Source organism: Christensenella timonensis (assembly GCF_900087015.1).
Lineage (GTDB): Bacteria > Bacillota > Clostridia > Christensenellales > Christensenellaceae > Christensenella > Christensenella timonensis.
In genome coordinates, this window is sequence record NZ_FLKP01000002.1 from 713,400 (window position 1) to 739,961 (window position 26,562).

Genomic DNA, 26,562 nt, shown 5'->3' on the forward strand with positions numbered 1-26,562 from the left:
CCACATTATCAAGAATCACAGGAGGTTATCATGCAGCTTTCCAAGGAACAAAAATTAACGGTTTATGAGACGATGCTGCTCATAAGAGAAACTGAACTGAAGATGATCGAGCTTTATAAAAAGGGCGAGATCGAAGGGCATATGCTGCCTTGCCTGGGGCAGGAGGCGATCCCGGCAACGCTGGCGCAGGTCTATACGGATAAGGACTACCTGGTCACAGGGCACCGCGGCGGCGGACATTACTTTGCACGCGGCTGCGACTATCATGCATTCTGGGGCGAGATGTTCGGGCGTATAACGGGGGCGACGCGCGGGCGCGGCGGACAGATACACCTGATGGATATCAGCAAAAAAGCGCTGACAGGCAATGCGATCGTAGGCGCGCAGTGGGGGATCGCAGCGGGAGCGGGCTTTGTAGCCAAACGCGATGGAGCTATGTGCGTATGCGTTGGCGGCGAAGGATCGACCAACCGTGGAACGTTCCACGAAAGCCTGAACCTGGCGGCGGTGCAGTGCCTGCCGGTGCTGTATGTCGTTGAGTTCAACAACCGCCAGATGTGGAACGACTGCACGCAGACAACGGCAGTCGACCGTATCGCAAAACGGGCGATGGCCTATGACATCGAGGGGGCGACGGTAGACGGAAACGACCCGGACGCAATTTTTGCAAAGGCTTCCGAATTTGCCGCAAAGATCCGCGCAGGCGGAAGGCCGTGCCTGCTTGAGTGCGTGACCAATAAGTGGACGGACAGTGTGAATAGCGCGCGCAATACACCGGAAGCGATCGAAGGCTTCAAGCAGCCGGACGTTGACGCGATCTACCGGTACGAAACGAAGCTCAAAGAACAGGGCGTCCTGACGGACGGGCTTGATGCGCAGATCAAGGAACGCGTCCATAAGAAAGTGATGGATGGCGTGGAATTTGGCAGGAACAGTGAAAAGCCTGAGGTTACAGAAGGTATGGACCAGGTTTACAGCCAGCCGGTTGTGTGAGGAGGGACGAACGATGAAAACAATGAGATTTATTGAAGCCCTGCGCGAAGGGCTGGCAGAAGAAATGAGAAGGGATCCGGATGTGTTCCAGATCGGTGAATCGCTTGGCCGGGAACAGGGCGGGATGTTCAAGGTGACGGATGGGCTGGACAAGGAATTCCCGGGCCGCGTGATCGATTCTCCCATTTCGGAGGCGGCGCTCGGCGGTGTGGCCGTGGGCGCGGGGATGTTCGGTATGCGCCCGGTGGTAGAGATCATGTTCGGCTCTTTGATGCCGTTACTTTTGGATGAGATACATAACCAGGCGGGTACGCTGCATTATGTGTCGGGAGGAAAAATCAATTGTTCGATGGTCGTGCGTACGTGTAACTGGATGCGTATTGTATCCGGGCCGCACCACTGCGGGAATTTTGATGCGATGTTCGTCAATTCGCCGGGCGTCAAGGTCGTTGTGCCGTCTACCCCTTACGATGTGAAAGGACTGATCAAGGCTTCCATCCGCGACAACGATCCTGTCGTATTTATGGAATATTCGCCTTTATACCAGGTAAAAGGTGAGGTGCCGGAGGAAGAATATGTACTGCCCATCGGCAAGGCGGACGTAAAACGCGAGGGTACGGACGTTTCCATCATCACGTACGGCGTCGGCGTGCACGATGCGCTTGCGGCGGCGGCAGAGGCGGAGAAATCCGGTATCAGTGTGGAAGTCGTCGACTTGCGTACGATCCTCCCCTACGATAAGGAAGCGATCCGCAAATCGGTCGCCAAAACGGGCCGCGCGATCGTTTCGTATGAAGGCTTCAAGACAGGCGGCGCAGGCGCTGAATTCGCGGCGTTCATTGCGGAGGAATGTATCGAAGATTTATCGGCGCCTGTATTGCGTGTGGCGTGTAAAGATGTTCCCAATCCCTCCAATTCCCGCCTGATCGAAGGCTTGAGCGTGGGGAAAAAGGATGTGCTGGACGCTGTTTTCAAAGTGATGGAATAAAGGAGAAAAGGCATTGGCAGAATTTATCGTTTTATCCAAAATGACGCTTACGATGGAAGAAGGCACGCTCGCCAAATGGCTGGTCAAAGAAGGCGATACGGTCAAAGTGGATGATCCGCTCTGTTCGGTGGAGAATGAAAAAGAGACGGAGGATATGCTTTCCATCTATGAAGGTGTGATACTCAAGCTGATCGCAGAGGAGGGGGAAGCTTACCCGGTCAATACGCCTATCGCGGTGGTCGGACAGGCGGGAGAGGACATTACCGGCCTGCTGGCAGAGCTTGGGAGCAAGGAGAAAGAGGAAGCGGAGGCGACTGCCGCCGTGCGGCAGGTGGTTGCGCCAGCAAAAAGCGTACAGGGCAAGATGATGCCCAAGATACGCAAGCTGATCCAGCAGAAGGGCATCGACGCCGACGAGCTTGCGCGTTTTTGCGGGGGCCGCAAGATCACGGAAGAGGAAATCGAAGCGTTTGAACAGAGCAAGCAGGGCGGCGCACCGGCGGCGATCGAAATCGAAGCAAACGACCGTATCGCCAAGGCTTCGGCAATGCGTAAAACGGTCGCCAAAAACATGGTGGAAAGTTGCGAGCACACGGCGCGTTTGACCAATTTTATGGAAGTGGATATGACCGCGGCATTCGACCTGATGAAAAAGCTGAAGGGCGAGGGCAAGCGGATATCCGTGACGGCGCTCATCATCAAAGCGGCGGCATATGCTTTAAAAGAGTATGAGATCGTAAATTCATCGTACATTGAAAGCAGCGGAGAGATCGTATATCGCGGGGATGTCAATATTTCGTGCGCGGTGGATTTGCCGGAGGGGCTTGCTGTCCCGGTCGTGATGCATGCGGACGAGCGCGATGTGTTCGATATCACAGGCGACATCGATTTGTTTGCGCAAAAGGGTAAAGAAGGCAGGATCACCAACGACGAGATGAAGAAGGGGACGTTTACCGTTTCTAACATCGGAATGCTCGACGTGCTGATTTTTACGCCCATCATAAATTATCCGCAAACGGCGATCCTGGGCGTGGGAGCGGTGCGCGTACTGCCGCGGTATACGGACGAAACGTGCACGGTGATCGAGCCGCGTAAGATCATGCAGATCGCCGTCACGTATGACCATAGGGTGATCGACGGCGCGCCGGCGGGACATTTCCTGCGCAGTGTACGGACGCTGCTTGAGGCGCCGGAAAAATTGGTGTGAGGACAGCATATGCGTAAGAAGTTAAAAGACTTGCCCTTTGGACTTTATGAAAAATCGGTATGCACTGCGTGGAGCTGGGAGGACAAGTTTGCGCTGGCGCGCGAAGCGGGATACGATTATTTTGAGATCGCCATCGACGCGACGCCGGAGAAGTTAGACAGGCTGCAAAACAAAGAGGAGCAGCTGAAAATCCGCCGGGCTTCCGAGCAAAAAAATATGCCTCTTTATACCTTTGCCTTTACGGCAAACCGCTTTTATCCGCTGGGCAGCGAGGATGGGCAGGTGCGCAGCGAGGGCGTACGGCTGCTGAAAAGCGCGATGGATTTTGCGGCCTTTATCGGGGCGAGGGTGATCCAGTTCGCCAGCTATGACGAATACGAAAAACCGCGCAACATGATGACCGAGGGATATTTTGTGCAGTCCCTGGAGGAATGTGTGGAACACGCGGCGCGCCGGGGAACGGTGCTGGCGCTGGAGACGATGGACAGTGATTTTATGGATACCACGCAAAAGGCTATGCGCTATGTACGCATGTTTGACACGTGCTATCTGGGGCTGGACGTCGACCCGGGAAACATCGCCGCGATGGGTAATAACCCGGTGAGCGACATGGCGTTCGGCGCACGGCATATTGCGGAGGTCGAATGGAAGGACGTGGTGTACGGCGATGTGCGCAACACGTTTTTCGGCGAAGGGATCGTGGATTTTGACGCCTGTTTCAAGGCTTTGCACGACATTGGTTACCAGGGCTTTATGGCGGCGGAAATGTGGGCAAACGACGACCCGTCCACCCATCACAGGATATTTGAAGCGATTTCATTTTTAAAGGACAAAATGAAGGATTATTGATCAAAACAGCATAAAAAAACCGGCTTGCCGATCGGCAAGCCGGTTTTTTTCTTTCTTTATTTATCGTCGCTGAACAGTTTATCGGTACGGCCTTCATACGGCGCTTTGATGAGCAACGGTTTTAAGTATGCGGCGGTTTTTTCCACACCGTCCATACGGCTCATCGTCACGTCTTCGTGTTCATAGCTCAAAACGCCTTGGTAACCGACCATCGAAAGCTCGGTGATAACGTCTTTCCAGTGCGTCTGCCCCCAGCCCGGGATGCGGAAACGGAACGAACGGTCGAGGCGCTTCATATCGCCCTGCATGAGCGCGCCTCCGAGAGGCATATTTTGTTTGACCATCTGCGCGTCTTTGGCGTGCACGTGGTAGATACGTTCGCCTAAACGGTCGATCATCAGCTCTACACTGAGGCCCAGGTACATGACGTTTGCCGGGTCCAGGTTGTAGCCGAGCGCGGGATGGTAGTCAACAAGCTCAAGCGCGCGCAGAGCGGTCAGCGTATCGTATACGAAGCTGTTGGGATGGATCTCGATCGCGAAGCGTACGCCGTATTCCTGGAACTTATCGAGGATGGGCGTAAAGCGCTCGGCGAACTGCTGCTCGTATTCTGCCCAGCCTTGTCCGTAGGGGAAGAAGAAGAAACGCCCCCAGTTCTCAACGCCGGGATAGCCGACGACGGTCGGCGCTTCGAGCGCATTTGCCGCCTGCGCCGTACGAATCAGGCTCTGTGTACCGTGCTTGATTTTTTCTTCCGCTGTTCCCTGATAAATGAAATCCGTATCCTTACCTGTAGGCCCCATGATGAGGAAGGAGTCGGAATGGTTGCTGAGTGCGCAGATATCCATGCCGTAGCCTGCGACCATCTTTTTGATCTGCTGGGCGTTGTCACCTTTAAGGACATCCGCTGTTTCGAGCTGCCCGTTTCCTTCGTACGCAGGGATCTCAAGCGATTCGTAACCATAGGGGGCGATCATCTTGATGACTTCCTCCAATGGCTTTTCTGTAAAGTTTGCCGTGAAAAATCCGAGTTTCATGTGTGTTCCTCCTTATTTGCGTTTGTTTTTTTTACTGGATTTGACCATAGATATCACGATACCGAGCACTATGATAATGGAGATGAGCAGGCCCGCGCCCAGCGCGAACGCACTCAAATTATAGATGTCCGGATCGCTGTTGCCGAAATTGGAATAACCGGCGCTGATGATGACGCCCGCCATCACGATACATACGGCGAGAAGTACGACTGCGAACGAAATGCGGTTGAACATACGTTCGATGTTTTGCTCCATACGCTCCAGGTGCTGCACTTTAAGCTCCATCGCATAATCGTTTTTGCGCAGCTTGTGCATGAATGTGACAAGCGAGGAAGGGATGCCTTTTAATACATCCGCCCAATCGAGCGCAAAGGTGCGCATTTCGTTTTTGAAATCATCTGTTTTGATATAGTCGGACAGTATGCCTTTGACGGTTTTTTCCGCGATGGCAAGGATACTGACATGCGGATCGAGCTGTTCCACAACGCCCTGCGCGGTACCGAGGCATTTGGCGACAAGCGTGAACTCGCGGGGTATTTTCATTTGATAGGTGCTGGCAAGCTGGAAAACGCTTGTGAAAACGCTGGCGATATTCACTTCGCCGAGCGGAACGTACAGGTATTCGTCCAGCAGGTTATCTAGGGAGCGCACAAAATCTTCCATATTGACGTCCGCATCTTCCGTATCCATCTCCGAGATGCTTTGCGCGATCTTTAAGGTGTTGCGCGTGGCAATGCCGAGGACGAGGTCGTTAAGCTGCCTGCGGAAACGGTTGTTGACCGTACCTACCATGCCGAGGTCGATAAATTCCACACACTTCTGGCCGACGATGAATACATTGCCGGGATGGGGATCTGCATGGAACACGCCGTTTTCGAGGATCTGCTTGATCAGTGAATTGGTAAATTCGTAAGCGATCTTCGAGGTGTCGACACCGGCGGCGGTAAGGGCGGCGATGTCGTTGATCTTGATGCCCTCCACGAAATCCATAGTCAGCACCTTTTGCGTCGTATACACCCACTTGATTTTGGGAACGCAAATATTGGGCTGGGAGGCCACGCTTTCACGGAAGAAGTCGGTATTCTCGCCTTCCTTGGTAAAGTCGATCTCCTGCTGCATCACACGCCGGAATTCCGCGACCATACCCGTAAAATCGTAAAGCTGGCCGTATTTGGAATATTTATCCACCAGTTTTGCAAGCTTTTCCAGGATATCGAGGTCTGTTTCAATGCTTTGCCGGATCCCCGGGCGCTGTACCTTGACCGCGACCCTGGGCCCTGAAAGGAGCCGCGCAGCATATACCTGCGACATGGAGGCGGAAGCGACGGGCGTCGCATTGAACTCCGCAAAAAGATTTTCGATCGAATCCCCCAGCTCCGTTTCGATCACAGCTTTCGCGTCTGCAAACGAAAAAGGCGCAACGGAATCCTGCAGTTTTTGCAGCTGCTTCGCCACGTTTTCCGTGACGATATCCGTGCGCGTGGAAAGGATCTGCCCCAGTTTTACAAACGTAGGGCCGAGTTCCTCGCACATTTTGCGGATACGCTCGCCTACGGAAGGCAGATTATGCTTTTGCTCACTTTCAAAAATCTTCTGCGGGTTTTTGCTGAGCGTCGATTTGACAAACAAAAACCCCAGCCCATTCCGGTTGAAAGCGGAAAGGATTTCCCTGTACCGCTTTAAATTCGTGGACGCGATGGCGCTTCCCCCCTCAAGTCAAGATGACTATTTTTCGTCTTTTTTCGCCGCGGCGATCTCTTCGCGGATGATCGCGCGAAGGTCGTCCTTGGTGATGCGCTGGTCGGCGGTGAGGCCGACGTCCTGCAGCGTATCATGTACCTCGCTGGTGATCATCTGCTTCAATTCTTTTCTCTGCACTTCACCCTTTTTGACGAGGTCGCTGGCAAAGCTCTGTGCGTCTTTTCTTTGCACTTCGCCCTTTTCCACCATTTTTTCTACCATTTCCTCGATTTTCTCACGGGAGTATGCAAAAAGACCCATTCCAAAATTGATGCCGTCTTCAATGATATTTGACATAAGAATATCCTCCTTTTTAATCCTTTAACCTTATTATAACGCATAATAAAAATAAGTAAACCGGGCAAAGGACATAAAAGTGGGAATAACGTGCACAAAAAGGGTTTATAATGTATAAAGTTGGTTGCAGGGGAAACGGCTACGGATTATAATGTAAAATATCTCAAAAGAATAGGGGAAACGGCTATGGTTGATTTGAGTAAGCTGCGGGATAAAAAAGGCTTTATATGCGATATGGACGGCGTGATCTATCATGGGAACAGGCTGCTTGAGGGCGTCAAAAGGTTTGTGGAGTGGCTCATTCGGGAAAACAAACGTTTTTTGTTCCTGACCAATGCGAGCGAGCGGTCGCCAAAGGAGCTGAAGCAGAAGCTGGAGCGTATGGGGCTTGATATCCCCGAGGAGAATTTTTATACGAGCGCGCTTGCCACAGCCAAATTCTTAAAAAAGCAGACGCAGAAAAACAGCGCCTACGTGATCGGCGAGGCGGGCCTCACGAACGCGCTTTATGAAGCGGGGATCTCTATCAACGACGTAGATCCGGAATATGTAGTCGTGGGGGAAACGCGCAACTTATCTTATGACAGCTACGTGCGCGCGGTGCAGTTTGTACTGGCGGGCAGCAAGCTGATCGGGACGAACCCGGACATCAGCGCGCCAGGGGAAAGCGGTATCGTCCCTGCGTGCGGCGCGATGATCTCGCCCATCGAGGTGGCAACGGGAAAGAAAGCATATTTTGTGGGGAAACCGAACCCCCTGATGATGCGTACAGGCCTTAAGATGCTGGGGCTGCACGCGCAGGACGCGGTGATGGTAGGAGACCGGATGGATACGGACATCGTTGCGGGCGTGGAATCCGGCATGGAGACCGTGCTTGTCTTATCGGGCGTGAGCACGGAAAAGACACCCAATCATTTTCCGTACCGGCCGGGATACATTTTGAACGGGGTAGGGGACATCGCCCCGTAAGAAGCATGAAGAAAAACGATTGGGGACAAATTCTGACAGCGATCGCGAGTGGTATTATTTGCGCGCTGTGCTTTGATATCACATGGCTTGCGCCGTTTTTATGGGTGCTTTTGGTTCCCTTTTTCGTTGTTTTACTCAAAGAAAAGAAGAAAAAGCGTGTGCTCGGCCTTACGGCCGCATTCTGTACCGCGCTTTTTTTATGTTATTACGCTGCTTTTTTTACACTGGATATCGCCGGACGGGTAGGCGGTATGGCGGGCGTCTACCTGACGCTCGGATGGCTGGGGGCTTCCGCTTTGCAAGGAGCGATCCTTACAGCTGCGCTCTTTGCGGGAGTGGCCGCGCCATGCCCGGCGCAGCTGCGTGCGCCGCTGCTGGGGATACTCTGGGCGGGGGCGGAATGGCTGTTTGGCACAGGCGCATTGGGCTTGCCGTGCGTGCGGCTGGGCGTGACGCAGTGGCAGTTTTTGCCCGTGGTGCAAAGCGCGCAGCTGGGCGGGATATTGCTGGTAAGCGCGCTGATGGTCGCGGTGAACGTGTTATTGGCGCAGGGGATTTTGGCGCGCAGGGAAAACAAATTAAAAACGGGATGGTACTTTATTGCCGCGGTGGCGGTGTTTCTGGTCAATTTTGTATTTGGCATGGTGCGCATCGCTCAACCGCTGCCGGTACCCGATGTGAGTGTGGCGGCGGTGCAGTACAATGTTTCCTTTGCGAAGAACGGGGGACAGGGCCGCTTTGAAAAGGCGATCGGCATGGCGCATGAAGCGGCGGGCGAAAAGCCTGATATCATCCTGCTGCCGGAAAATTCCGTCTATGGCTCGTTTATGGAGGATGCGGCGCTTAGGAAAGCGTGTGCGGACATCACGCGCGAGTCGGACGGATATTTGTTTTTGGGCGTATACGGTATACACGGCTACGAGCTGCGTAATTCTGTTTTTATGGTGACGCCGGAAGGCAATGTACCGGACGTATACCACAAACAAAGACTGGCGCCGTTTTTTGAAAATGGCTACGAGAGGCCGTTTGATTTTTCCGTGGGCGAAAGCCGCGGCGTGTTTGATACCGAATACGGTAAGGTGGGAACGATGGTCTGCTTTGAAAGCCTGTTTTCGGATGTTGCCGTGGATACGACGGCCAAAGGCGCGCAGCTTTTGTGCGTATTTACCAATGATTCATGGTTTACGGGCGACGTGCCCTTAAACCGCCATTTTGCGCAGTCTGCCGTGCGCGCGGTGGAAACGGGGCGGTATGTTGTGCAGGCGGGCAACACGGGCGTAAGCGCTATCGTTACCCCGCAGGGGAATGCGACGCAAAGGCTGCCCGTGGATACGGACGGGATACTCCTGGGCAAAATATCTTTTTTGGACGAAGCGGCGCCCTACGTTTGGGCGGGCGACTGGTGGATCGCTGCCGGGGGCGCATTGGTCGCGCTTTTGTGGTGGATGCGGCGTAAAAAGAGGATTTGAAAACAGGCGTGTTTTGGCATATAATAAACGTACGAACGCGATGAAAGGAAAGACATGGAAGATTTTGTGATGCTGACCGCGAACGCGGGCGTGCTGATCTCGTACCACGGGAAAAAAATACTGGTGGATGCGATGCACGACAGGTATACAACGCTTTTTTCCAGCGTGCCTTCGGATATGCTGACGCAGATCGCGGAGGGTGAGGACGAATTTAAAAAAATCGACCTGATGCTTTACACACACGACCATCCGGACCATTACAGTGAGCGGTGGACGCGGCGTTTTTTGAAAAACCACCCGGATACTGAGTTTGTATCGCCGATCGCGGATTTTGCGGACAGGAGGAATGTGCATGTGCTGGACGCGGAAGAGGAAACGCTTCTTTTGTCCGGCGTGTTTTTACACTGCTGCCGCCTGACGCACGACGGGCCGGAATATGCGGGCATCCCGAATTATGGTTTTGTGCTGGAGATCGACGGATACCGCATCGCCCTGTTTGGCGATGCGACCTTTGACAAGGCGGCGATCCGCAATATGCTGGGGGAAAAGCCGGTCGATCTGGCATTGATGAATTTTCCGTATGTCACGCTGCACCGCGGCAGGGAAATCGTGACGGAGGCGATCAGGCCAAAGCGCATGATCGTGTTCCATTTGCCGTTTGAGGAAAAAGACAACAGTGACTTTATCCGTTCTACGAAAAATTCGCTGCGCAGGAATGCCATGCTTCCGCGTGCGGATATGCTTTTTGCAGAACGGCAGAAGATAGAAATTGATTAAAACAGGGAAAAACGAGGTATCTATAGTATGATAGAATCCAGATGCGGAAGAATTTGTGCGGACTGCGGGTATTTTGACAAGTGCGGCGGATGTGTGGGCAGGGATAAGCCTGTCTGGGCGGCGCGCTGCCCGGTCAAAAGCTGTTGTGAGGAAAAGAAGCTCAAGCACTGTGGGCAGTGTGAGGTCTTCCCCTGCAGGAAGCTCGTGAAGTTTGCCAAAGACAAGGATTACGGAGACGGCGGGCTGCGGCTTGACCAGTGCCGTGAGTGGAAAAACACGAACGAGCAGGAAGAAGTGAAGGTTGTTAAAGATGAGGACGAAACTAAACGAAGTGATGCGTGACCGCCGTTCGATCCGTGTTTTAGAGCGGGACGAGAGGATCACGAAGAAAAAAGTGGAAGAGATGCTGCGATTGGCGCTTTATGCGCCCAACGCATTCAATATGCAAAGTTCAAGGGCCGTCGTGCTCTTAGGCCATGAGCATGAAAAGTTTTGGGATATCACCAAGGAGATCCTGCGCAGGGTCACGCCTGTAAGCGCCTTTGCGCGTACCGAGCATAAGATGGACGGGTTTCGCGGCGGGAACGGTACGATCCTCTTTTTTGAAGATACGGAGGTCGTAGACCGGTATAAAAAGGATTTTGCGCTTTATGCGGACAAATTCGGACAGTTTTCACAGCATAACAACGCGATCCTGCAGTATGCATTGTGGCTTGTGTTTGAAGAAGAGGATATCGCCGCATCCCTGCAGCACTATAATCCGCTGGTGGATGAGGCGGTATGTGAGGAATGGAACGTCCCGAAAACCTGGGAGCTGGTGGCGCAGATGCCGTTCGGTAAAGCGGCGGAGCGGCCGGAGATACGGGAATTCAAGCCGTTTGAGGATATTGTGAAGATATACGGGTAAAGAAACGAAAAGCCTCGCATTAGGAGCGAGGCTTTTGTTTTGTGATTATATAATTGCTTGTCTGTCATATCCGCCGATAGGCATTTGCCCTTTAAAAGAAAACTTCCATATATGTATCATCATTGGCGCTTTTCCAGAAGCCCTCTTTTTCATTGCGCAAAGCTTCGGCGGATGGACAGTATTTTCACCAAGATTGATTTTTATTCTTGCTAACTAGTTGGTAGAGACAGAAGAACGATCATTGTTTTACATAGGCAATTTCTCCTTTCGCTTAACTTGTTTTCATTATAAAGAGACAATGTGAACGGAGGATGAACCGGAGCGGAAAAAAACCTGAAGACTTTCTTAAGATATCTTAAGAATTAAAAAACGGAAAAAAGAAACATCCGCCCATCGGGCGGATGCTCCTTAGATGATATATATTAATTGTAGGTTCTGTTTGGGTGGGGTTATGTTTCAACTCTTCCTTCATACCATAGGCACGCCCTCCTCGTTCGTTTCATTATATTCATAATAGGCATCTAATGTGAAGCCTGCATGAAATAATTATGAACAAACATTGAACTTACGCCGGTACATATTCGCTGAGCGTGATCTCTGCGGAACCCGTCCTGCCCGAGCGCTCTACCGTTATTTTGATCGTATCTCCGACGGCGTGGCCGTCTAAGATACTGCTTACATCAGATGTGCTCGTGACTTCCTGATCGTCGATCGCTACCAGACGGTCGCCGGATCTCACACCGACCTGCGCCGCTGCCGAGCCCTCCGTTACAGACGAGACATATACGCCCGTGGAGGAAAGACCGTAGAGCATTGCTTCCTGCTCGGAGGCGACGTCTACGAACGTCATACCGGAATCGATACGGCCCTTGACGTAACCGTCCTGTATGATACTGTCGATCACGCTGCGCGCGTCGTTGATCGGAATCGCAAAGCCGAGGCCTTCGATGTTGCTGCCGCCGGATTTTGCTACTACGATACCGATGAGGTTGCCCTGGCCGTCAAATAGTCCGCCGCCCGAGTTGCCGGGGTTGATGGCTGCGTTCGTCTGGATCAGGCTCATCGTCGTATCACCTAAGTCAAGCTCACGGTTCAAGGCGCTCACGATACCATTGGTGACCGTACCGCCGAGCGTACCGAGCGGGTTGCCGATCGCGACCGTCGTGTCGCCCACTTCGAGGGTGGAAGAGTCGCCGAACGTTACGGGGCTAAGCCCTGCCGCATCGATCTTAAGGACTGCGAGGTCCATCTGCGGATCGCGTCCGATGAGCGCTGCATCGTAGCTGTCGCCGCTTTTGAGGCGTACGGTAAACTTGTTTCCGTCTTCTACGACGTGGTTATTCGTCACGATATAGCCGTCTTCCGAAATGATGACGCCGCTGCCTGCCGCTTCGCCTGTTACCTGCTGCATGAATTGGTTTGTCTGGGTCACTTCGGTCGTGATTTCCACGATGGAGTCGGCGGATTTGTCTACGATCTGGGAGACTGTAAGGTCTGAACCAGCATTTAAATCCGCTGCCGTCTGGACGATCCCGCTATCCGCACTGCCGCTTACTGCGGAGCCGGACACACCGTTCAGCCGGCCGGCACTGAAGCCGAGGAATGTCGAGGTCGCGATGCAGGCCGTAAGGACGACCGCCGCTACCTTCTTGGTCAGGAACGGCGATTTTTCTTTTTTCGGTTTTTTGCTACCTCCGCCCGCCTGGTTTTCGTTGGTGTCAAGACCATGATAGGGAACCGGATGATAGCTGTTATGATATTGATTGTCCTGCGGGACGTTTGTATTCTGGCTCATAAAACCCGGTACGTCCTGAAGACCGTCATTGTCATTGTTATAATAGTTGTTCATTGTTTAAGCCTCCTTCAATAGCTTTTCTATTGTATGGTAAATTTGTTGCTTTCTTGTTTATAATTTAATGATAAAGCGCGAAAGTGACGGATTTTTGAACTGCGGTTGAACAAATTTTGAAGGAAAAGTAACAAATTTGTGAATGAAAAAAGAGCGTCGCAACGCTCTTTGAAACGTAATCCTACGAGATTTTGGGCAGGTCAGGTAGGCTTATTTTGTTTTTTGTTCTGGAACAGCCGGATCACGGTCAATAAAACGCTGATGGCGAGGATCGCTACGCCGATCGTATATACGGTCTGCATCCCATACACAAAGATATCCGGCCGGCCGCTTACATACCCGTCCACATGGTATCCGGCCTTGGTACTCATCAGGGAATATAATAAGGTAGTCAAAAGCGAGATGCCGGTGACGCTGCCGAAATTGCGCGTAAAAGCGTTGATGCTTCCCGTAATCCCGAGTTTCCCCTGGGGAGCGGTGGACATGATGAGGGAGGTATTCGGCGCGGAGAAAATACCGGCTCCAAAGCCCACGATACACAGGTAGACCACCAGCTTATAGACCGGTTCGGTCGCCGTCATGGTCGCGAGGAGTGCGAGGCCGACAGTCATGATCACAAGGCCCACGAGCGTGACTTTTGCGGCTCCGACCTTGTCGGAGATATAGCCGGATATGGGTGACATGATACCCATAACGATGGGCAGGCTCATCATCACAAGCCCGGTGGAGCCGGGATCTATTTTGAGGACGTCTTCAATGTAGAAGGGCTGGATGATGCTGATGCCGCTCATAGCAAAGAACTGGATGAGTACGCAGATGATGCTCAATGTAAACAATGGGTTTTTGAAGAGCGACAAATCGACGATGGGCTGCTGCCGCCTGCGCTCGAAGTATACGAACAGGATAACCAGGCCGGCAGCGGCAATAAAGGATAATATAATGTAATATTTATCGTAGCCGACGTTTTCACCCGTCAACAGGGCGAAGAAAAAAAGGATAACTGCGACAGCCAGCGTTACAGTGCCGCTGTAATCGACCTTTTGCTGCGTCTTTTCGCCGCGCGGTAAAAGCTTCAGCGCGAGAAGGAATGCGATCACGCCAATGGGTACGTTGATCAGGAAAATATAATTCCAATTCAGATAGGTGACGATCAGCCCGCCCAGAGGAGGCCCGAGCATAGTGCCGAGCGCAACGGCGATACCTGAGATGCCGAGCGCCCGTCCGCGTTCATTTGCGGGAAAGACCTCGGTGATGATGCCTTGGTTGTTGGCAAGTGCGGCAGCGCCGCCGATCCCCTCGATGACGCGTGAGATGATGAGCGTATTCAAATCGTGCGAAAGCCCCGCCATCAGCGAACCGATCGTGAACACGACCGTGCCGAACATGAACAGCCTGCCCTTACCCTTGATATCGCCCAGCCTCCCGAAAAGCAGGATGGAGGCGACGACCGCGATCAGGTAGACGATGACGACCATCTGGACGGATTCCATGTCCGTATGCAGGTCTTTGACCATCACGGGCAGGGCGACGTTGACGATCGTACCGTCAAGGGTTACCATAAACGGCAGGAAGATCAATACCGCGAGGATAGACCATTTGTGTTTTGCATAATATTCCGGGCTTGTTCTTTCAGTCATTTTCTTTCTCCTGCATTTGGGATGTATTATATATAAACAAGAAGAAAAAAAGAAATCAAAAAAAAGCCGCATACGGCGATATGCGGCTTGTAAAAGCAACAGATCATTTGAGGACAGCTTCGATTTCCGGCAAACACGGCATTTTGGAAAAGGCTCCTTTACGTCCGATCACGAGGGAGGCAGCGGCGTTCGCATATGCTGCGATATCCGCGAGATCATCGGCAGCCAGCGGATCAAGGCCGGCCTTGGCGATATAATGCAGGCACGTTCCCATGAACGAATCGCCCGCGCCCGTCGTATCCACGATGTTTTCCTGCAGGCAGCCGGGAATGTGCATATGTCCTCCGCTATGGTAAATGAGGCAGCCGCCTGCACCGCAGGTGACAAAAACAAGCCTGATATCCGGATAAGAGGAACGCAGGGCGGCAGCCGCCTCCTTGAGCTCTTGTTTACCGGTGTAATAGAGGAGCTCGTCGTCGGATATTTTGAGGATATCGCAGTTTTGGAGCCCGTAATGGATCGCATGTTTGAGGGCGGCTTTATCCTCCCACAAAAACATGCGGATGTTCGGATCGAAGGACACGAGACAGCCGTTTTTCCTGGCATGCTCGATGCATGCCGCCGTCGCCTGTTTGCAAGGCGCATCGACCAAGGAAAGCGTCCCGAAATGAAGGATGCGCGCATGGGCGACTGCATCGAAGTCGATATCGTCGCTGCGCAGCATGATGTCCGCGCCGGGCTTGCGGTAGAACGTAAAATCACGTTCGCCGTTTTCGTCGAGGCTGACAAGCGCAAGCGTTGTCGGGATATAGGGGTCTGTCAGGATTCCCGCGGGATCGAGCCCGGCCTTCTTTACGGCCGAAAGCAACATACGGCCGAATGAATCGTCGCCGACCTTGCTCATCAAAAGGCACTTAGAGCCGAGCGATGCGGCCATGGCGAGCGCGTTTGCCACCGCCCCGCCGGGATTGGCCTCGAAAAGCGGCTGGCCCTCGGGAGACAAGCCGTGCGGCGTCATGTCTATCAAAATTTCACCGATCGAAACGATATCGTATGTTTTGGGTTCCATAATATTTTACCGTCCTATTTTTCATTTTGGGGCAATAAATTGATCAACAGTATTTCACGCGGGGCAAAGAGGCGGAAAGGGATTACGCTGACTCCCAATCCCATGCTGATGATCATCGTCGCCTTCCCGCTGGTATACAGTCCGTCCGAATACTTTGGAAAGGGCCGGTGGTCGCCGGGGGAAATGATGGCCTTGCCGCCCGGGAAGCGGATCTGCCCGCCGTGCGTATGGCCGCACAGCACGAGATCCGCGCCCGTTTTTATGTAGCCGTATTCAAAGGGAGCGGGATCGTGCGCCAGCAAAAGGCGGAAACGGCCGTCATCCGGAAAACGCAATTTACGAAAGCCGCCTGCATCCACGGTAGGGTCTTCCACCCCTCCCACAACGATTTTTGCGCCGTTTGCCTGAAAGGGTACGAAATTGTTTTCCAGCACAATAACGCCGTTTGCAATAAAGATGTCTTTGACATATTCCGGCCAGATACGCTCGTGGTTGCCCGTCACAAAAAAGGAAGGGGCGACTCCCGGCGCCCACGCGGCAACGTTTTCGATGTACGCACCGTTGGGCTGTTTTGTATAAGTGTCGTAGACCATATCGCCGGTGATGGCGATCATATCCGGCCGCAGGTTTTCGACTGCCTCGAAAAGGTCGCGGTTTTTTTCGCCGAATTCCTTTTCATGCAGGTCGGATATCTGCACGATGCGCAGCGGGGAACTGATTTTACCGCTATATATATTGTAGCCTTTTACACGGAACGATGCCTTCTTCATGAACTTATTATATGTTATCCGGGCGGTGAGGGCAACAGGCGGATGAGCGTGATCTCGGGCTGTGCGAACAGGCGGATGGGAATAACGCTCGAACCGAGGCCCATGCTGATGACCATCGTCGTATCGCCGCTCGTATAAAGGCCGTCGGAATATTTCGGCAGGAAGCCTTCGGGCGTAAAGACCGCCTTGCCCCACGGAAGGCGCACCTGTCCGCCGTGTGTATGGCCGGAAAGGACGAGATCCGCGTTTTTCCGGTCGTACGTTTCGGCGAAAGGTTCGGGGTCATGCGCTAGCAGGATATTGAAATGCCCGTTATCCGGAAAATGGATACGGTCGATGCTGTCTTTGTCAAGCGACGGGTCGTCGATACCGCCGATCATCAATTGCGTATCCCCTGCCGTGAAAGGCACGACCGTTTCGTCCAGTACGGTGACGCCGCGGCTGCAAAAGGCCTCTTTTACAGCCTGCTCGTGATAGCGGTCGTGGTTGCCCGTCACAAAAAAGGAAGGGGCGGTGGCGGCGCACTGGGCGGCGAGGTTTTCCATATAGGCAATATCCGGGGATTGCGTGTAGGAATTGAAAATGATATCGCCGGTGATGGCGATCAGGTCAGGATGGAGCGTGCGTACCTGCTCAAACAGGCGTGCGTTTCCCCTGCCAAAGGATTTTTCGTGCAGGTCTGAAATTTGGACAATGGTAACGGGTTGCGTGACCTTATCGCTGTACAAGTCAAATTCCGCGACAGCGATCCGCTCGTTCTGGTCGATGATCCCACCGGCGAAGTTGACGGCAAAAAACGCCAACAAAATGAAAAACAGGATGCTTTTTTTCCGCTTGCCCATCGTTTGCTCCTTTGCCATTGGTGTTATATGGTATTATACTGGAAAAGGCAGGGAAAAGTGTAAAGAAACTATGAAATTTATCAAAAAAACAGTTGCTTTTTACGGTTATCGTGCTATAATAAATAATGCTACTTTTGGAAAAAGAGGTGAGATGGAATGAAAGAAGGAATTCATCCGAAGTATGGCGAATGCACAGTAACGTGCGCGTGCGGTGAAACTTTCAAAACCGGTTCTACAAAATCGGAGATGAGGGTCGATATCTGCTCGAAGTGCCATCCGTTCTTCACGGGAAGACAGAAGCTTGTTGACACAGGCGGTCGTGTGGATAGATTTAAGAAGAGATACGGCATGAAATAATGCCGGCTATTTCATGATATTCGCGTGTAAAAAACTACAGGCCGTCAGAAGGTATTCTTACGGTCTGTTTTTTGTATCGCAGAAAGAGGAATGAATGAAACGTACAAGTATCGGCGGGCAGGGAGTCCTGGAGGGCGTGATGATGCGTTCGCCGGAAACGACAGCCATTGCCGTGAGGCGTGAAAGCGGTGAGATCGTGACGCAAAAGCAGGCGTCGCAGTCGCTTTCCATGAAATACAAAATATTGGGCATCCCGATTATCCGCGGGGTGGTGAATTTTGTCGAGATGCTCGTTTCGGGCGTCAAGACCATTACGGATGCGGCAAAGATGTACGATCCGGAGGACGACGAAATGGAGCCGTCGAAGGCGGATGAGTTCATTGCCGAAAAGACGGGGAAGAACCCGATGGACGTCGCCATCTTTTTTGCGGTCGTGATCGCGCTTGTGATCGCGGTGGGGCTGTTCTTTATCCTGCCTAACCTGATCACCGGATGGATTACGCCGTATGTGGACAGCGCGTTCGGCAAGAACCTGATCGACGGATTGATCCGCGTGGGCATGTTCCTGGCCTATATGGTAGCGATCTCCAATATGAAAGATATCAAGCGCCTGTTCGGGTATCACGGCGCGGAGCATAAGGTCATCAATTGTTTTGAGCACGATATGCCCATGGATGTGGAGCATGCGCGAGAGAACACGAGGCTTCACCCGCGCTGCGGAACGAGCTTCCTTTTGATTGTCATGATTATCTCGATCCTGCTCTTTACGCTGCTGGGCTGGAGCGAAAACTGGGCGGTTCGTATCGGGCTGCGTCTGTTGATGCTGCCCATCGTTGCAGGCGTTTCCTATGAGATTTTAAAGCTGGTGGCGAAATACGACAACAAGTTCACAATGGCTTTGAGGAAGCCGGGTATGGCGCTGCAGTACCTGACGACGCGCGAGCCGGACGACGGTATGATCGAGGTGGCGCTTGTTTCGTTCCTGGCTGCGGAAGGCGAGAAATCGGACGAGGAATTGGATGAGCTGGCGCGCAAATACAGCCATAAGATCGACGGCTCTCCCGCGGATACCAAGGACGCGGCGGCGGACACCGCGCAGGATAAGCCGGCAGGGGTACAGGGCGCGGCGCAGACCAATGAGTAATTGGGGCGAAGTATATAAACGTACCAAAAAAACGCTTGCGGAAGCTGGCTTTAGCGAGGCGGAGGCGGAAGCAAAGGTATTATTAGCGCATGTGTACGGCGGCGATTTTTCGCAGCTGCATGTGCGCTTTTTCGATGAGTGTCCGTGTGAGGAAACGGTGGAAGCGCTGCTGGCAGAGCGGCTGAAAGGGAAGCCTGTCGCCTATGTGACAGGGGAAAAGTATTTTTACGGGCGGCCTTTTTCGGTAGACAGGCGCGTGCTGATCCCGCGCTTTGACACGGAATGTGTCGTGGAAGAAGCGCTTCTGCTTGCGTGCGAAAATGGATACCGGACGGCGCTTGATTTATGCTGCGGCAGCGGTATCATCGGTATTACGCTGGCGTGCGAAGGTGCCTTTGCGAGGGTATACCTGTCGGATATATCGGAAGATGCGCTTGCGGTGGCAAAGCAAAACAAAGAAGCGCTGGCCGCTGGAAAGGACATCCGTTTCTGGCAGGGCGACCTGTTTGCGCCGGTGACGGAAAAAACAGACCTGATCGCCTGTAACCCGCCGTATATCAGCGATGGGGATTACCGGGGCCTGGAAGCGCAGGTCAGGGAATACGAGCCCAGGCTCGCGCTATGGGCGGACGACGATGGATATGCGTTTTATGGGCGCTTTGCAAGGCAGGCGCCGCAATACCTGAACGCAGGCGGAGCGGTGGTGTTGGAGATCGGCGATACGCAAGCGGAACGCGTGTGCGCCTTGCTAAAAGAAAATGGATTTGTTAAGATAAAAACTGGTTATGATTTGAGTGGCAGGCCGCGTTTTGTGAGTGCGGCGATGCCCGTTTTAGAGGGGTAACGTATGCTGGAAAAACTGAAGACAATCAAGGAACGCTATGACGCGCTCTCGAGGGAGCTTTCCGACCCGGGGGTGATCGGGAACCAGGAGAAATTCCGCGCGCTGGCGCAGGAGCAGTCTGCTATTGCGGACATTGCCGCCGCCTATGACGAATACGCGGTGGTGCTCGACCATATCGCACAGAACAAAGAGATCCTGGAGACAGAAAAGGATGCGGAACTCTTAGAGCTTGCAAGAGAAGAGATCGAGCCGCTTTTGAAGCAAAAGGATGAGATGGAAACGGAGCTCAAGGTACTGCTCATCCCCAAAGATAAAAACGACGATAAAAACGTTATCCTGGAAATACGCGCAGGTACGGGCGGCGACGAGGCCGCGCTTTTCGGCGGAGACTTGCTGCGCATGTACACGCGTTATGCGGAGCGGCACGGCTTTACGCTGGAAACGCTTTCCTCCAACGTGACGGAGCTCGGAGGCGTGAAGGAAATCGTGGTCTCCATCGCGGGCAAGGGTGCGTATTCGCGCCTGAAATATGAAAGCGGCGTGCACCGTGTACAGCGCGTGCCGGATACGGAATCCTCCGGGCGTATCCATACCTCGGCGGCGACGGTGGCGGTACTGCCCGAGGCGGAAGAAGTGGAAGTGAATATTAATCCGAACGATTTGCGCATAGATGTGTTCCGCTCCGGCGGACACGGCGGGCAAAGCGTCAACACGACGGACAGCGCGGTGCGTATCACGCATATCCCGTCCGGGCTGGTAGTTACCTGCCAGGATGAAAAATCGCAGATAAAAAACAAGGCAAAAGCGATGAAGGTACTTGCATCGCGTTTATATGACTTATACAAAGGCGCGGCGGACAGCGAAATGTCGGAAAACAGGAAAAGCCAGGTAGGCTCGGGCGACCGGAGCGAGCGGATCCGTACCTATAATTTCCCGCAGGGGAGGGTGACGGATCACCGGATCGGCCTTACGCTTTACAGGCTGGAAGCGTTTTTGGACGGCGACATGGACGAAATGATCGACGCGCTGATATTAGACGAAAGGCAGAAAAAACTCGCGCAGTAATTTTCAAATGAATACAATACTTTATGCAACGCTGGTCGGTGCACTCGTGGGCGCGCTCGGAACAGGGATCGGCGCGGTGGCGACATTTTTCATCAAGGTAAAAAGCAATCGGATATCCGCCGTACTGATGGGGTTATCCGGGGGGATCATGCTGGCGATCGTATTGTTTGACATGCTGCCTGAATCCCTGGAGGCGGCGCCGTGGTGGATCACGCTCGTTTTCTTTTTGCTGGGTGCGCTTGCGATGCTCGTCATCAACAAATTACTGCCGCATTACGACGTGCCGTCAGAGCACGACGACAGCATTATAGAAGGGTTGAAGGAAAAACGGCTGGTGCGTTCGGGATTGCTTTTGGCCCTTGGGATCGGCGTACACAACCTGCCAGAAGGCTTGGCGCTCGGCAGCGGGCTTACGGTGGCGACCGGCTTTGGCGCGGTGCTTGCGGTACTTTTATTCGTACACAATATCCCGGAAGGGATGGGGCTGGCGATCCCCTTAAAGCTGGGGAAAGTACCGTACGGGAAAATATTCCTGATCGCGATATTGGCGGCGCTGCCGATGGCGGTCGGCGCTTTGGTCGGCGCGGCGATCGGCGATCTTTCGCCTGTGTTTTTTGCGGGCAGCGTATCGTTTGGCGGCGGCGCGATGCTCTACCTGACGCTGCGCGAACTGATCCCGGAGGCGATCAGCATGCATAAGAGCGCGGCGACGTGGATATCCATCGCCGCGGGGGTCTTGTTTGGGTTTGTATTGGTGGTATTGCTATGATGAAATGTGCAACAAGGACAGTGTTTGCAGATAAAGATTTTGACGGTGCGATCCGCGACGGCGCGGATGAACTGAAAAAGGGAGGGCTGGTCGTTTTCCCCACGGAAACAGTTTACGGGCTGGGGGCGAATGCGTTTTCGCCTGAGGCGGTAAAAAATATTTTTCTGGCGAAGGGCCGTCCGCAGGATAATCCGCTGATCGTGCATATTGCGGAAACGGGGCAGCTTGACGGGATCGTGGCGGAAGTAACCGATACGGCGCGCGCTTTGATGAAAGCGTTCTGGCCGGGGCCGCTTTCTATTATCATGAAAAAAGCAAAGGCGATCCCCTTTGAGGTGAGTGCGGGGCTTGAAACGGTCGCGGTACGCATGCCGGATAACGATATCGCGCGCGGGATCATCGCGCTTAGCGCCCTGCCGGTGGCTGCGCCCAGCGCCAATACCTCTGGCAAGCCCAGCCCGACGTTGGCGATGCATGCATACGAGGACTTGTGCGGGCGTGTGCCGCTGATTATCGACGGCGGGCCGTGCGCCATAGGCGTAGAATCCACGGTGGTGGATGCGACAGGCGAAGTCCCTGTGGTTTTGCGGCCGGGGGACATCACGCCTGAAATGATCGCGCAGGCAGCGGGGGACGTGCGCGTGCATCCAAGCGTCTTAGGCGAGATTAAACAAGGCGAAGTCTGTGCGTCGCCGGGCATGAAATATAAGCATTATTCGCCGGAGGCGAAGGTCACGGTGTTTACAGGGGGCAAAAAAGAGGTTGCGAAAACCGTAAACACCATGTATCATAATGGTAAAGCACAGGGCAGGAAAACAGCGGTATTGTGCCTTGACGATTGCGCAAACCTTTATCCGGATGTCCGGCATATTGTGTGTCTGGGAAAAGACGCGCGCGAAGCGGAAGCGGCGCTTTTCCGCGTGCTTCGCGAAATGGACGATCAGAATTTTGAGACAGTGTTTTTTCACGCGCAGGAAGAAAAGATGGGCCTTGCGGTGATGAACAGGATAATCAGAGCGGCGGGACACGAGATCATTTCCGCCAAGGAGGAAAAAGTTTAAAATCATGAATGTATTGTTTGTTTGTACGGGTAATACATGCAGAAGCCCGATTGCAGAAACACTGATGGACGATGCGGTAGACCGAAGTAGCATCCTTCACGGCGATGTCAAGACAAAGTCTGCCGGGACATTTGCCTGCGAAGGAGCGGAAGCAACGCAGGAAGCGGTGCGCGTTGTGGAAGAAATGGGACTGGAACTAAAGCGCCACGAAGCGGAACCTTTTACGCCTGAGCTCGCGGAGTGGGCGGATATCATCCTCGCCATGAGCAAGGAACAGATGGAGCATATTGAAGTGATCGCGCCGGATGAAGTTTCCAAGGTGCATACGCTGCTGGGATATGCAAAAGGGATCGACGGGGAACCGATCGACAATTCCTGCGATATTCTGGATCCTTTTGATGAAGGGATGGAAGAATACCGGCAGAGCGCCGCGCAGATCAAAGAAGCGGTCGAAATGCTGGTAGGCCGTCTGGAAAAAGAACAATAATTTATTTTGAAAAAGGCAATGCCGTTTTGGGGCAATGCCTTTTTTGTATACAATTATGCAGATAGGCTGGAATTTACGGGCGGCATGTTGTATAATTTTCCTGTAAGTTTTTTATTTTCTCAAAAAAGGAGCGTATGGCGATGAAGATTGCGTTTGGATGTGACCACGGCGGTTTTATACTCAAAAAAGAGGTTCTGGCATACCTTGATAAGAACGGGCATGAAGTCATTGATTTCGGCACGAACGACGAGAAGTCGGTAGATTACCCGACGTACGCCCTGGCGGTCGCGGAGTGCGTGAAGGACAAAAAGGCAGACCTTGGCATCCTGATCTGCGGGACGGGGATCGGGATCTCGATTGCGGCAAACAAAGTGCCGGGCATCCGCTGCGCAGCCGTTGCCGATACGTTCACCGCGCGTGCGACGCGCGAGCACAACAATTCAAACATCCTGGCGATGGGCGGGCGTACGATGGGGCCGGGCCTTGCGGTGGATATCGTGGATATTTTTGTGAATACGCCTTTTTCAGGCGATGAGCGTCACCAGCGGCGCATCGATATGGTCACGGATATCGAAAAAAAATACTGCAAATAGGTATATAATAAACGAAGAATGGGGAGGAACAAAGATGGCGACAGCGCACATACTGGATCATCCTTTGCTGCAGCATAAGGTATCGATGATCCGCGACAAAAACACGGGGACAAAAGAATTCAGGGAACTGGTCAAGGAGATTGCCATGCTGATGGTGTATGAAGTGACCAGGGATATGCCGCTTAAGGAAGTGGAAGTGGAAACGCCTATCACGACGGCGAAGACGAAGGTGATCGCCGGGAAAATGGTCGGGATCGTACCCGTGCTGCGCGCGGGACTGGGCATGGTCGAGGGCGTCCTGAACCTGATCCCCGGCGCAAAGGTAGGGCACATTGGCCTGTATCGCGATCCGGAAACGTTCCAGCCTGTGGAATATTATTGCAAGCTGCCTATCGATGCGGAAGAACGCGAGCTGCTGATCTTAGACCCGATGCTCGCTACGGGCGGCAGCGCGGCGGATGCGATCTCGCTCATCAAAAAGCGCGGTTGCAACAACATCAAGCTCGTCAATATCATCGCTTCGCCGGAGGGCATCGAAGCCGTACGCAAAGCGCATCCTGATGTGGACATCTATGTTGCCGCGGTGGATGAGGGCCTTAACGACCACGCGTACATCGTACCGGGTTTGGGAGATGCGGGCGACCGCCTGTTCGGCACGAAATAGGAGATGTGTTTTGTCCGGCGGGCCGTGCTGGCGTTTACAAGGGCGAGTTTTTGTAAGGCAAAACCCGAGCGGCTTGTGAACGGTCACGGTGGCGGGCGGTAATAAGCATAGATTGATAGTAAATAAAAGGGGGCTTTTGCCCCCTTTATGCAATCATAAGAAAAGAGACGACATGAACAACATACCCGGGGAGCGGGATTGGTACCAGCTGGACACGGCTGCGAAGATATACCCGTCTATCTCCCAGACACACAACAATACGACGTTCCGGCTGATGCTGGAACTGGGCGAGCAGGTCGACCGCGATAAGCTGCAAGAAGCGCTTGTCAAGATCATGCCGCGCTTTCCTTCGTTCGCTGTTACGCTCAAACGGGGGATGTTCTGGTATTACCTGGAGCCCAACGACGCGCTGCCCGTGGTCAAGGAAGAAACGGGATTTCCCTGTAAGCGTTTGAAGGATTTTATCAACAACGGCTTCCTGTTCAATGTGACATATTATAAAAAAAATGTAATTATGGAATGTTTCCATGGGCTTTCGGACGGCGCGGGCGCGATCGAATTTTTAAAGACGCTGTTATACGAATATTTTAAGCTGTGCGGGTATGACATGGACGCGGAAGGTATGGTGCTGGACGCGGAGGGAAAGGTGAGCGCGGACGAACTGGAAAACAGCTTCAGCACCTATTATGATGCGAAAGGCGATTTCAATAAGCTAAAGCAGCCCAAAGCGTATCACATCCTGGGCACGCGCAATGACGACGACGGGATATTTTTGACGCACGGGATCATCGATTTGAAACAGCTGCTTGCGCACGTCAAAACGAAAGGCGTGACCGTATCGGCTTATATTGCCGCGCTGTTGCTGTTTTGCATCGCCAAGGAACAATTGCTGATCGAAAGGAAAGTCAAAAAACCGATCATCGTTTCCGTACCGATGGACCTTCGGAGTATGTTTCCGTCCCATACGCTGCGCAACTTTATCTCTTTTGCCAATGTGGGGATGTCGGTGGAGGGGGAATTGGATTTTGATGAAATCCTCGCGGAAATCTCACGGCAGCTAAAAGAGGGGCTCACAAAGGAAAAGATATCTGCCAACATCAACAAAAATGTGAAGTACGAACAGAATCCGTTTATCCGGATGACGCCGCTGTTTATGAAAAACATCGTAGTCTCAAACAGTTATAAATCGTATGGGGAAGGGGCGTATACGGTGGTGCTTTCCAACCTGCGCACCGCGCAGTTCCCTAAAACGATGGAAAAGCACATAAGGCAGGTCTATTATGCGCTGGGGGTGAGCGAAATGAACCCCATGAATTGTGTGGTGGTCTCGTACAAGGATAAGATGGTGATCACTTTGGCGCGCGGAATCCGTGAAACGGACATCACCCGCAGTTTCTTCGAGCATTTTTCAAAGGAACTGAAAATGGATGTGGAAGTGAGGGGCAACGGATGGAACACAAAATGAATTTCTGCGACAAATGCTGCGTTTACGTGGACGATTGCTTTGAAAACTGTCCGCTGTGCGGGAAGCAACTGACTATATCGCCCTCTGAAAACGAATTGTATCCGCAGGTTTCGCGCAAAAAGTATGTGGATCGCCACAGCCTGGTGATGGATTACCTTTTGCTGGCAACGTTCGTGGTGATCACGTTGTGTGTAGCCATCAATATCTTTACATGGAACGGTACGCCGTGGTTTTTGGCCGTGGCTGCGCCCACGCTTTACGCATGGGTGCTTGTGAAGGGAACGATCCTTTCCGACTGGTTTGCGGGCGTAAAAGTTTTGCTGCAGATGGTTACGCTCATCGCCATGTTTATGGCGTTTGATTTTGTGGGCAGCAGGAGCGGCTGGTCTTACCAATACATGCTGCCGCTCATTTTGGCGATCGGCATCGCGTACATCGACATTTATTCGTACAACCACAAATCGCACTGGCGCGGCAACCTGGTCTATGCGATCTTGTTTGTGGCGATGGGCTTTATCCCCTTGATCCTGTATGTATCCGGTGTGAAGCAGGGCTTTTTCCTGATGGCGCTTTCCACGTTTGCCAGCGGGATAACGATATTAGGGCTGCTGCGCTTTGCGTTTCGGTATTTAAAGCTGGAGATGCAAAAACGTTTCCATATGTGATTTGTAAGCAAATGAAAAAAGGCCGCGGATATCCGCGGCCTTTTTTTA

At 52.9% G+C, this 26,562-nt stretch carries 28 protein-coding genes; 20 read left to right on the top strand and 8 right to left on the bottom strand.

Annotation, left to right across the window (positions count from 1 at the left end; genetic code table 11):
• Positions 1-30: 30 nt before the first annotated feature.
• Genes BN6471_RS04900 through BN6471_RS04915 form a run of 4 tightly spaced genes read left to right on the top strand, consistent with a single transcriptional unit; the run spans position 31 to position 4,037 of the window.
• Positions 31-993 (top strand): thiamine pyrophosphate-dependent dehydrogenase E1 component subunit alpha, encoded by a 963-nt coding sequence (locus BN6471_RS04900; protein WP_066646095.1) that lies wholly within the window; start codon positions 31-33, stop codon positions 991-993.
• Between the two features lie 13 nt (positions 994-1,006).
• On the top strand, positions 1,007-1,981 hold the full coding sequence (locus BN6471_RS04905; protein ID WP_066646096.1) for an alpha-ketoacid dehydrogenase subunit beta: 975 nt from the start codon (positions 1,007-1,009) through the stop codon (positions 1,979-1,981).
• Positions 1,982-1,994: 13 nt separating this feature from the next.
• A complete protein-coding gene (locus BN6471_RS04910; RefSeq protein ID WP_066646098.1) occupies positions 1,995-3,188 on the top strand; it encodes a dihydrolipoamide acetyltransferase family protein in 1,194 nt (397 codons plus the stop codon).
• Positions 3,189-3,197: 9 nt separating this feature from the next.
• The gene (locus tag BN6471_RS04915; protein ID WP_066646100.1) at positions 3,198-4,037 is read left to right on the top strand and encodes an L-ribulose-5-phosphate 3-epimerase; all 840 of its coding nucleotides are present in this window, start codon (positions 3,198-3,200) and stop codon (positions 4,035-4,037) included.
• Between the two features lie 56 nt (positions 4,038-4,093).
• Here the strand turns inward: BN6471_RS04915 and BN6471_RS04920 are convergent, their stop codons facing one another.
• From BN6471_RS04920 to BN6471_RS04930, 3 genes are all read right to left on the bottom strand, one after another.
• Positions 4,094-5,074 (bottom strand): sugar phosphate isomerase/epimerase family protein, encoded by a 981-nt coding sequence (locus BN6471_RS04920; RefSeq protein WP_066646101.1) that lies wholly within the window; start codon positions 5,072-5,074, stop codon positions 4,094-4,096.
• Positions 5,075-5,086: 12 nt separating this feature from the next.
• Entirely contained in the window at positions 5,087-6,703 is a 1,617-nt protein-coding gene (locus tag BN6471_RS04925; RefSeq protein WP_082903344.1) for an ABC1 kinase family protein, read from the bottom strand.
• 96 nt (positions 6,704-6,799) lie between these two features.
• Positions 6,800-7,111, bottom strand: coding sequence for a phasin family protein (locus tag BN6471_RS04930; protein WP_066646103.1), 312 nt, complete (start codon positions 7,109-7,111; stop codon positions 6,800-6,802).
• A gap of 186 nt (positions 7,112-7,297) precedes the next feature.
• Here BN6471_RS04930 and BN6471_RS04935 point away from each other — a divergent pair, with 186 nt between their 5' ends.
• The 5 genes from BN6471_RS04935 to BN6471_RS04955 are packed head-to-tail and all read left to right on the top strand — an operon-like array spanning position 7,298 to position 11,233.
• The gene (locus tag BN6471_RS04935; protein ID WP_066646105.1) at positions 7,298-8,080 is read left to right on the top strand and encodes an HAD-IIA family hydrolase; all 783 of its coding nucleotides are present in this window, start codon (positions 7,298-7,300) and stop codon (positions 8,078-8,080) included.
• A gap of 5 nt (positions 8,081-8,085) precedes the next feature.
• Positions 8,086-9,549, top strand: coding sequence for an apolipoprotein N-acyltransferase (lnt, locus tag BN6471_RS04940; protein ID WP_066646107.1), 1,464 nt, complete (start codon positions 8,086-8,088; stop codon positions 9,547-9,549).
• Positions 9,550-9,603: 54 nt separating this feature from the next.
• Positions 9,604-10,326: an MBL fold metallo-hydrolase gene (locus tag BN6471_RS04945; RefSeq protein ID WP_066646109.1), complete on the top strand. Its 723-nt coding sequence runs from the start codon at positions 9,604-9,606 to the stop codon at positions 10,324-10,326.
• A 27-nt stretch (positions 10,327-10,353) separates the two neighbouring features.
• Positions 10,354-10,668: a DUF3795 domain-containing protein gene (locus BN6471_RS04950; protein ID WP_066646110.1), complete on the top strand. Its 315-nt coding sequence runs from the start codon at positions 10,354-10,356 to the stop codon at positions 10,666-10,668.
• Positions 10,637-11,233, top strand: coding sequence for a nitroreductase family protein (locus BN6471_RS04955; protein WP_066646111.1), 597 nt, complete (start codon positions 10,637-10,639; stop codon positions 11,231-11,233). Before BN6471_RS04950 ends, BN6471_RS04955 begins: the two co-directional genes overlap by 32 nt.
• Before the next feature lie 565 nt (positions 11,234-11,798).
• Here the strand turns inward: BN6471_RS04955 and BN6471_RS04960 are convergent.
• From BN6471_RS04960 to BN6471_RS04980, 5 genes are all read right to left on the bottom strand, one after another.
• Entirely contained in the window at positions 11,799-13,082 is a 1,284-nt protein-coding gene (locus tag BN6471_RS04960; protein ID WP_242861840.1) for a S1C family serine protease, read from the bottom strand.
• Between the two features lie 200 nt (positions 13,083-13,282).
• Positions 13,283-14,719 carry an MFS transporter gene (locus BN6471_RS04965; protein WP_066646112.1) on the bottom strand — a complete coding sequence of 479 codons (1,437 nt, stop codon included), beginning with the start codon at positions 14,717-14,719 and terminating at the stop codon, positions 13,283-13,285.
• Between the two features lie 103 nt (positions 14,720-14,822).
• The gene (locus BN6471_RS04970) at positions 14,823-15,788 is read right to left on the bottom strand and encodes a carbohydrate kinase family protein (protein ID WP_066646113.1); all 966 of its coding nucleotides are present in this window, start codon (positions 15,786-15,788) and stop codon (positions 14,823-14,825) included.
• 14 nt (positions 15,789-15,802) lie between these two features.
• Positions 15,803-16,558: a metallophosphoesterase gene (locus BN6471_RS04975; RefSeq protein ID WP_066646115.1), complete on the bottom strand. Its 756-nt coding sequence runs from the start codon at positions 16,556-16,558 to the stop codon at positions 15,803-15,805.
• 14 nt (positions 16,559-16,572) lie between these two features.
• Positions 16,573-17,400: a metallophosphoesterase gene (locus tag BN6471_RS04980; protein WP_066646116.1), complete on the bottom strand. Its 828-nt coding sequence runs from the start codon at positions 17,398-17,400 to the stop codon at positions 16,573-16,575.
• A gap of 156 nt (positions 17,401-17,556) precedes the next feature.
• Here BN6471_RS04980 and rpmE point away from each other — a divergent pair, with 156 nt between their 5' ends.
• The 11 genes from rpmE (at position 17,557) to BN6471_RS05035 (ending at position 26,514) form a co-directional block, all read left to right on the top strand.
• Positions 17,557-17,757 (top strand): 50S ribosomal protein L31, encoded by a 201-nt coding sequence (gene rpmE / locus BN6471_RS04985; protein WP_066646117.1) that lies wholly within the window; start codon positions 17,557-17,559, stop codon positions 17,755-17,757.
• 94 nt (positions 17,758-17,851) lie between these two features.
• Positions 17,852-18,901 carry a DUF1385 domain-containing protein gene (locus BN6471_RS04990; protein WP_066646118.1) on the top strand — a complete coding sequence of 350 codons (1,050 nt, stop codon included), beginning with the start codon at positions 17,852-17,854 and terminating at the stop codon, positions 18,899-18,901.
• Positions 18,894-19,745 (top strand): peptide chain release factor N(5)-glutamine methyltransferase, encoded by an 852-nt coding sequence (prmC, locus tag BN6471_RS04995; RefSeq protein ID WP_066646119.1) that lies wholly within the window; start codon positions 18,894-18,896, stop codon positions 19,743-19,745. Before BN6471_RS04990 ends, prmC begins: the two co-directional genes overlap by 8 nt.
• Positions 19,746-19,748: 3 nt before the next feature.
• Entirely contained in the window at positions 19,749-20,810 is a 1,062-nt protein-coding gene (prfA, locus tag BN6471_RS05000; protein WP_066646121.1) for a peptide chain release factor 1, read from the top strand.
• 7 nt (positions 20,811-20,817) lie between these two features.
• The gene (locus BN6471_RS05005) at positions 20,818-21,579 is read left to right on the top strand and encodes a ZIP family metal transporter (protein WP_066646122.1); all 762 of its coding nucleotides are present in this window, start codon (positions 20,818-20,820) and stop codon (positions 21,577-21,579) included.
• Positions 21,576-22,640: an L-threonylcarbamoyladenylate synthase gene (locus BN6471_RS05010; protein ID WP_147553986.1), complete on the top strand. Its 1,065-nt coding sequence runs from the start codon at positions 21,576-21,578 to the stop codon at positions 22,638-22,640. The genes BN6471_RS05005 and BN6471_RS05010 overlap by 4 nt, the downstream gene beginning before the upstream one ends.
• Positions 22,641-22,644: 4 nt before the next feature.
• On the top strand, positions 22,645-23,127 hold the full coding sequence (locus BN6471_RS05015) for an arsenate reductase/protein-tyrosine-phosphatase family protein (protein ID WP_066646123.1): 483 nt from the start codon (positions 22,645-22,647) through the stop codon (positions 23,125-23,127).
• 140 nt (positions 23,128-23,267) lie between these two features.
• The gene (gene rpiB / locus BN6471_RS05020) at positions 23,268-23,720 is read left to right on the top strand and encodes a ribose 5-phosphate isomerase B (protein ID WP_066646124.1); all 453 of its coding nucleotides are present in this window, start codon (positions 23,268-23,270) and stop codon (positions 23,718-23,720) included.
• A 34-nt stretch (positions 23,721-23,754) separates the two neighbouring features.
• Positions 23,755-24,384 (top strand): uracil phosphoribosyltransferase, encoded by a 630-nt coding sequence (upp, locus tag BN6471_RS05025; RefSeq protein ID WP_066646125.1) that lies wholly within the window; start codon positions 23,755-23,757, stop codon positions 24,382-24,384.
• 172 nt (positions 24,385-24,556) lie between these two features.
• Positions 24,557-25,849: a hypothetical protein gene (locus BN6471_RS05030; RefSeq protein WP_066646135.1), complete on the top strand. Its 1,293-nt coding sequence runs from the start codon at positions 24,557-24,559 to the stop codon at positions 25,847-25,849.
• Positions 25,834-26,514, top strand: coding sequence for a DUF6320 domain-containing protein (locus BN6471_RS05035; protein ID WP_066646137.1), 681 nt, complete (start codon positions 25,834-25,836; stop codon positions 26,512-26,514). Before BN6471_RS05030 ends, BN6471_RS05035 begins: the two co-directional genes overlap by 16 nt.
• Positions 26,515-26,562 lie beyond the last annotated feature (48 nt).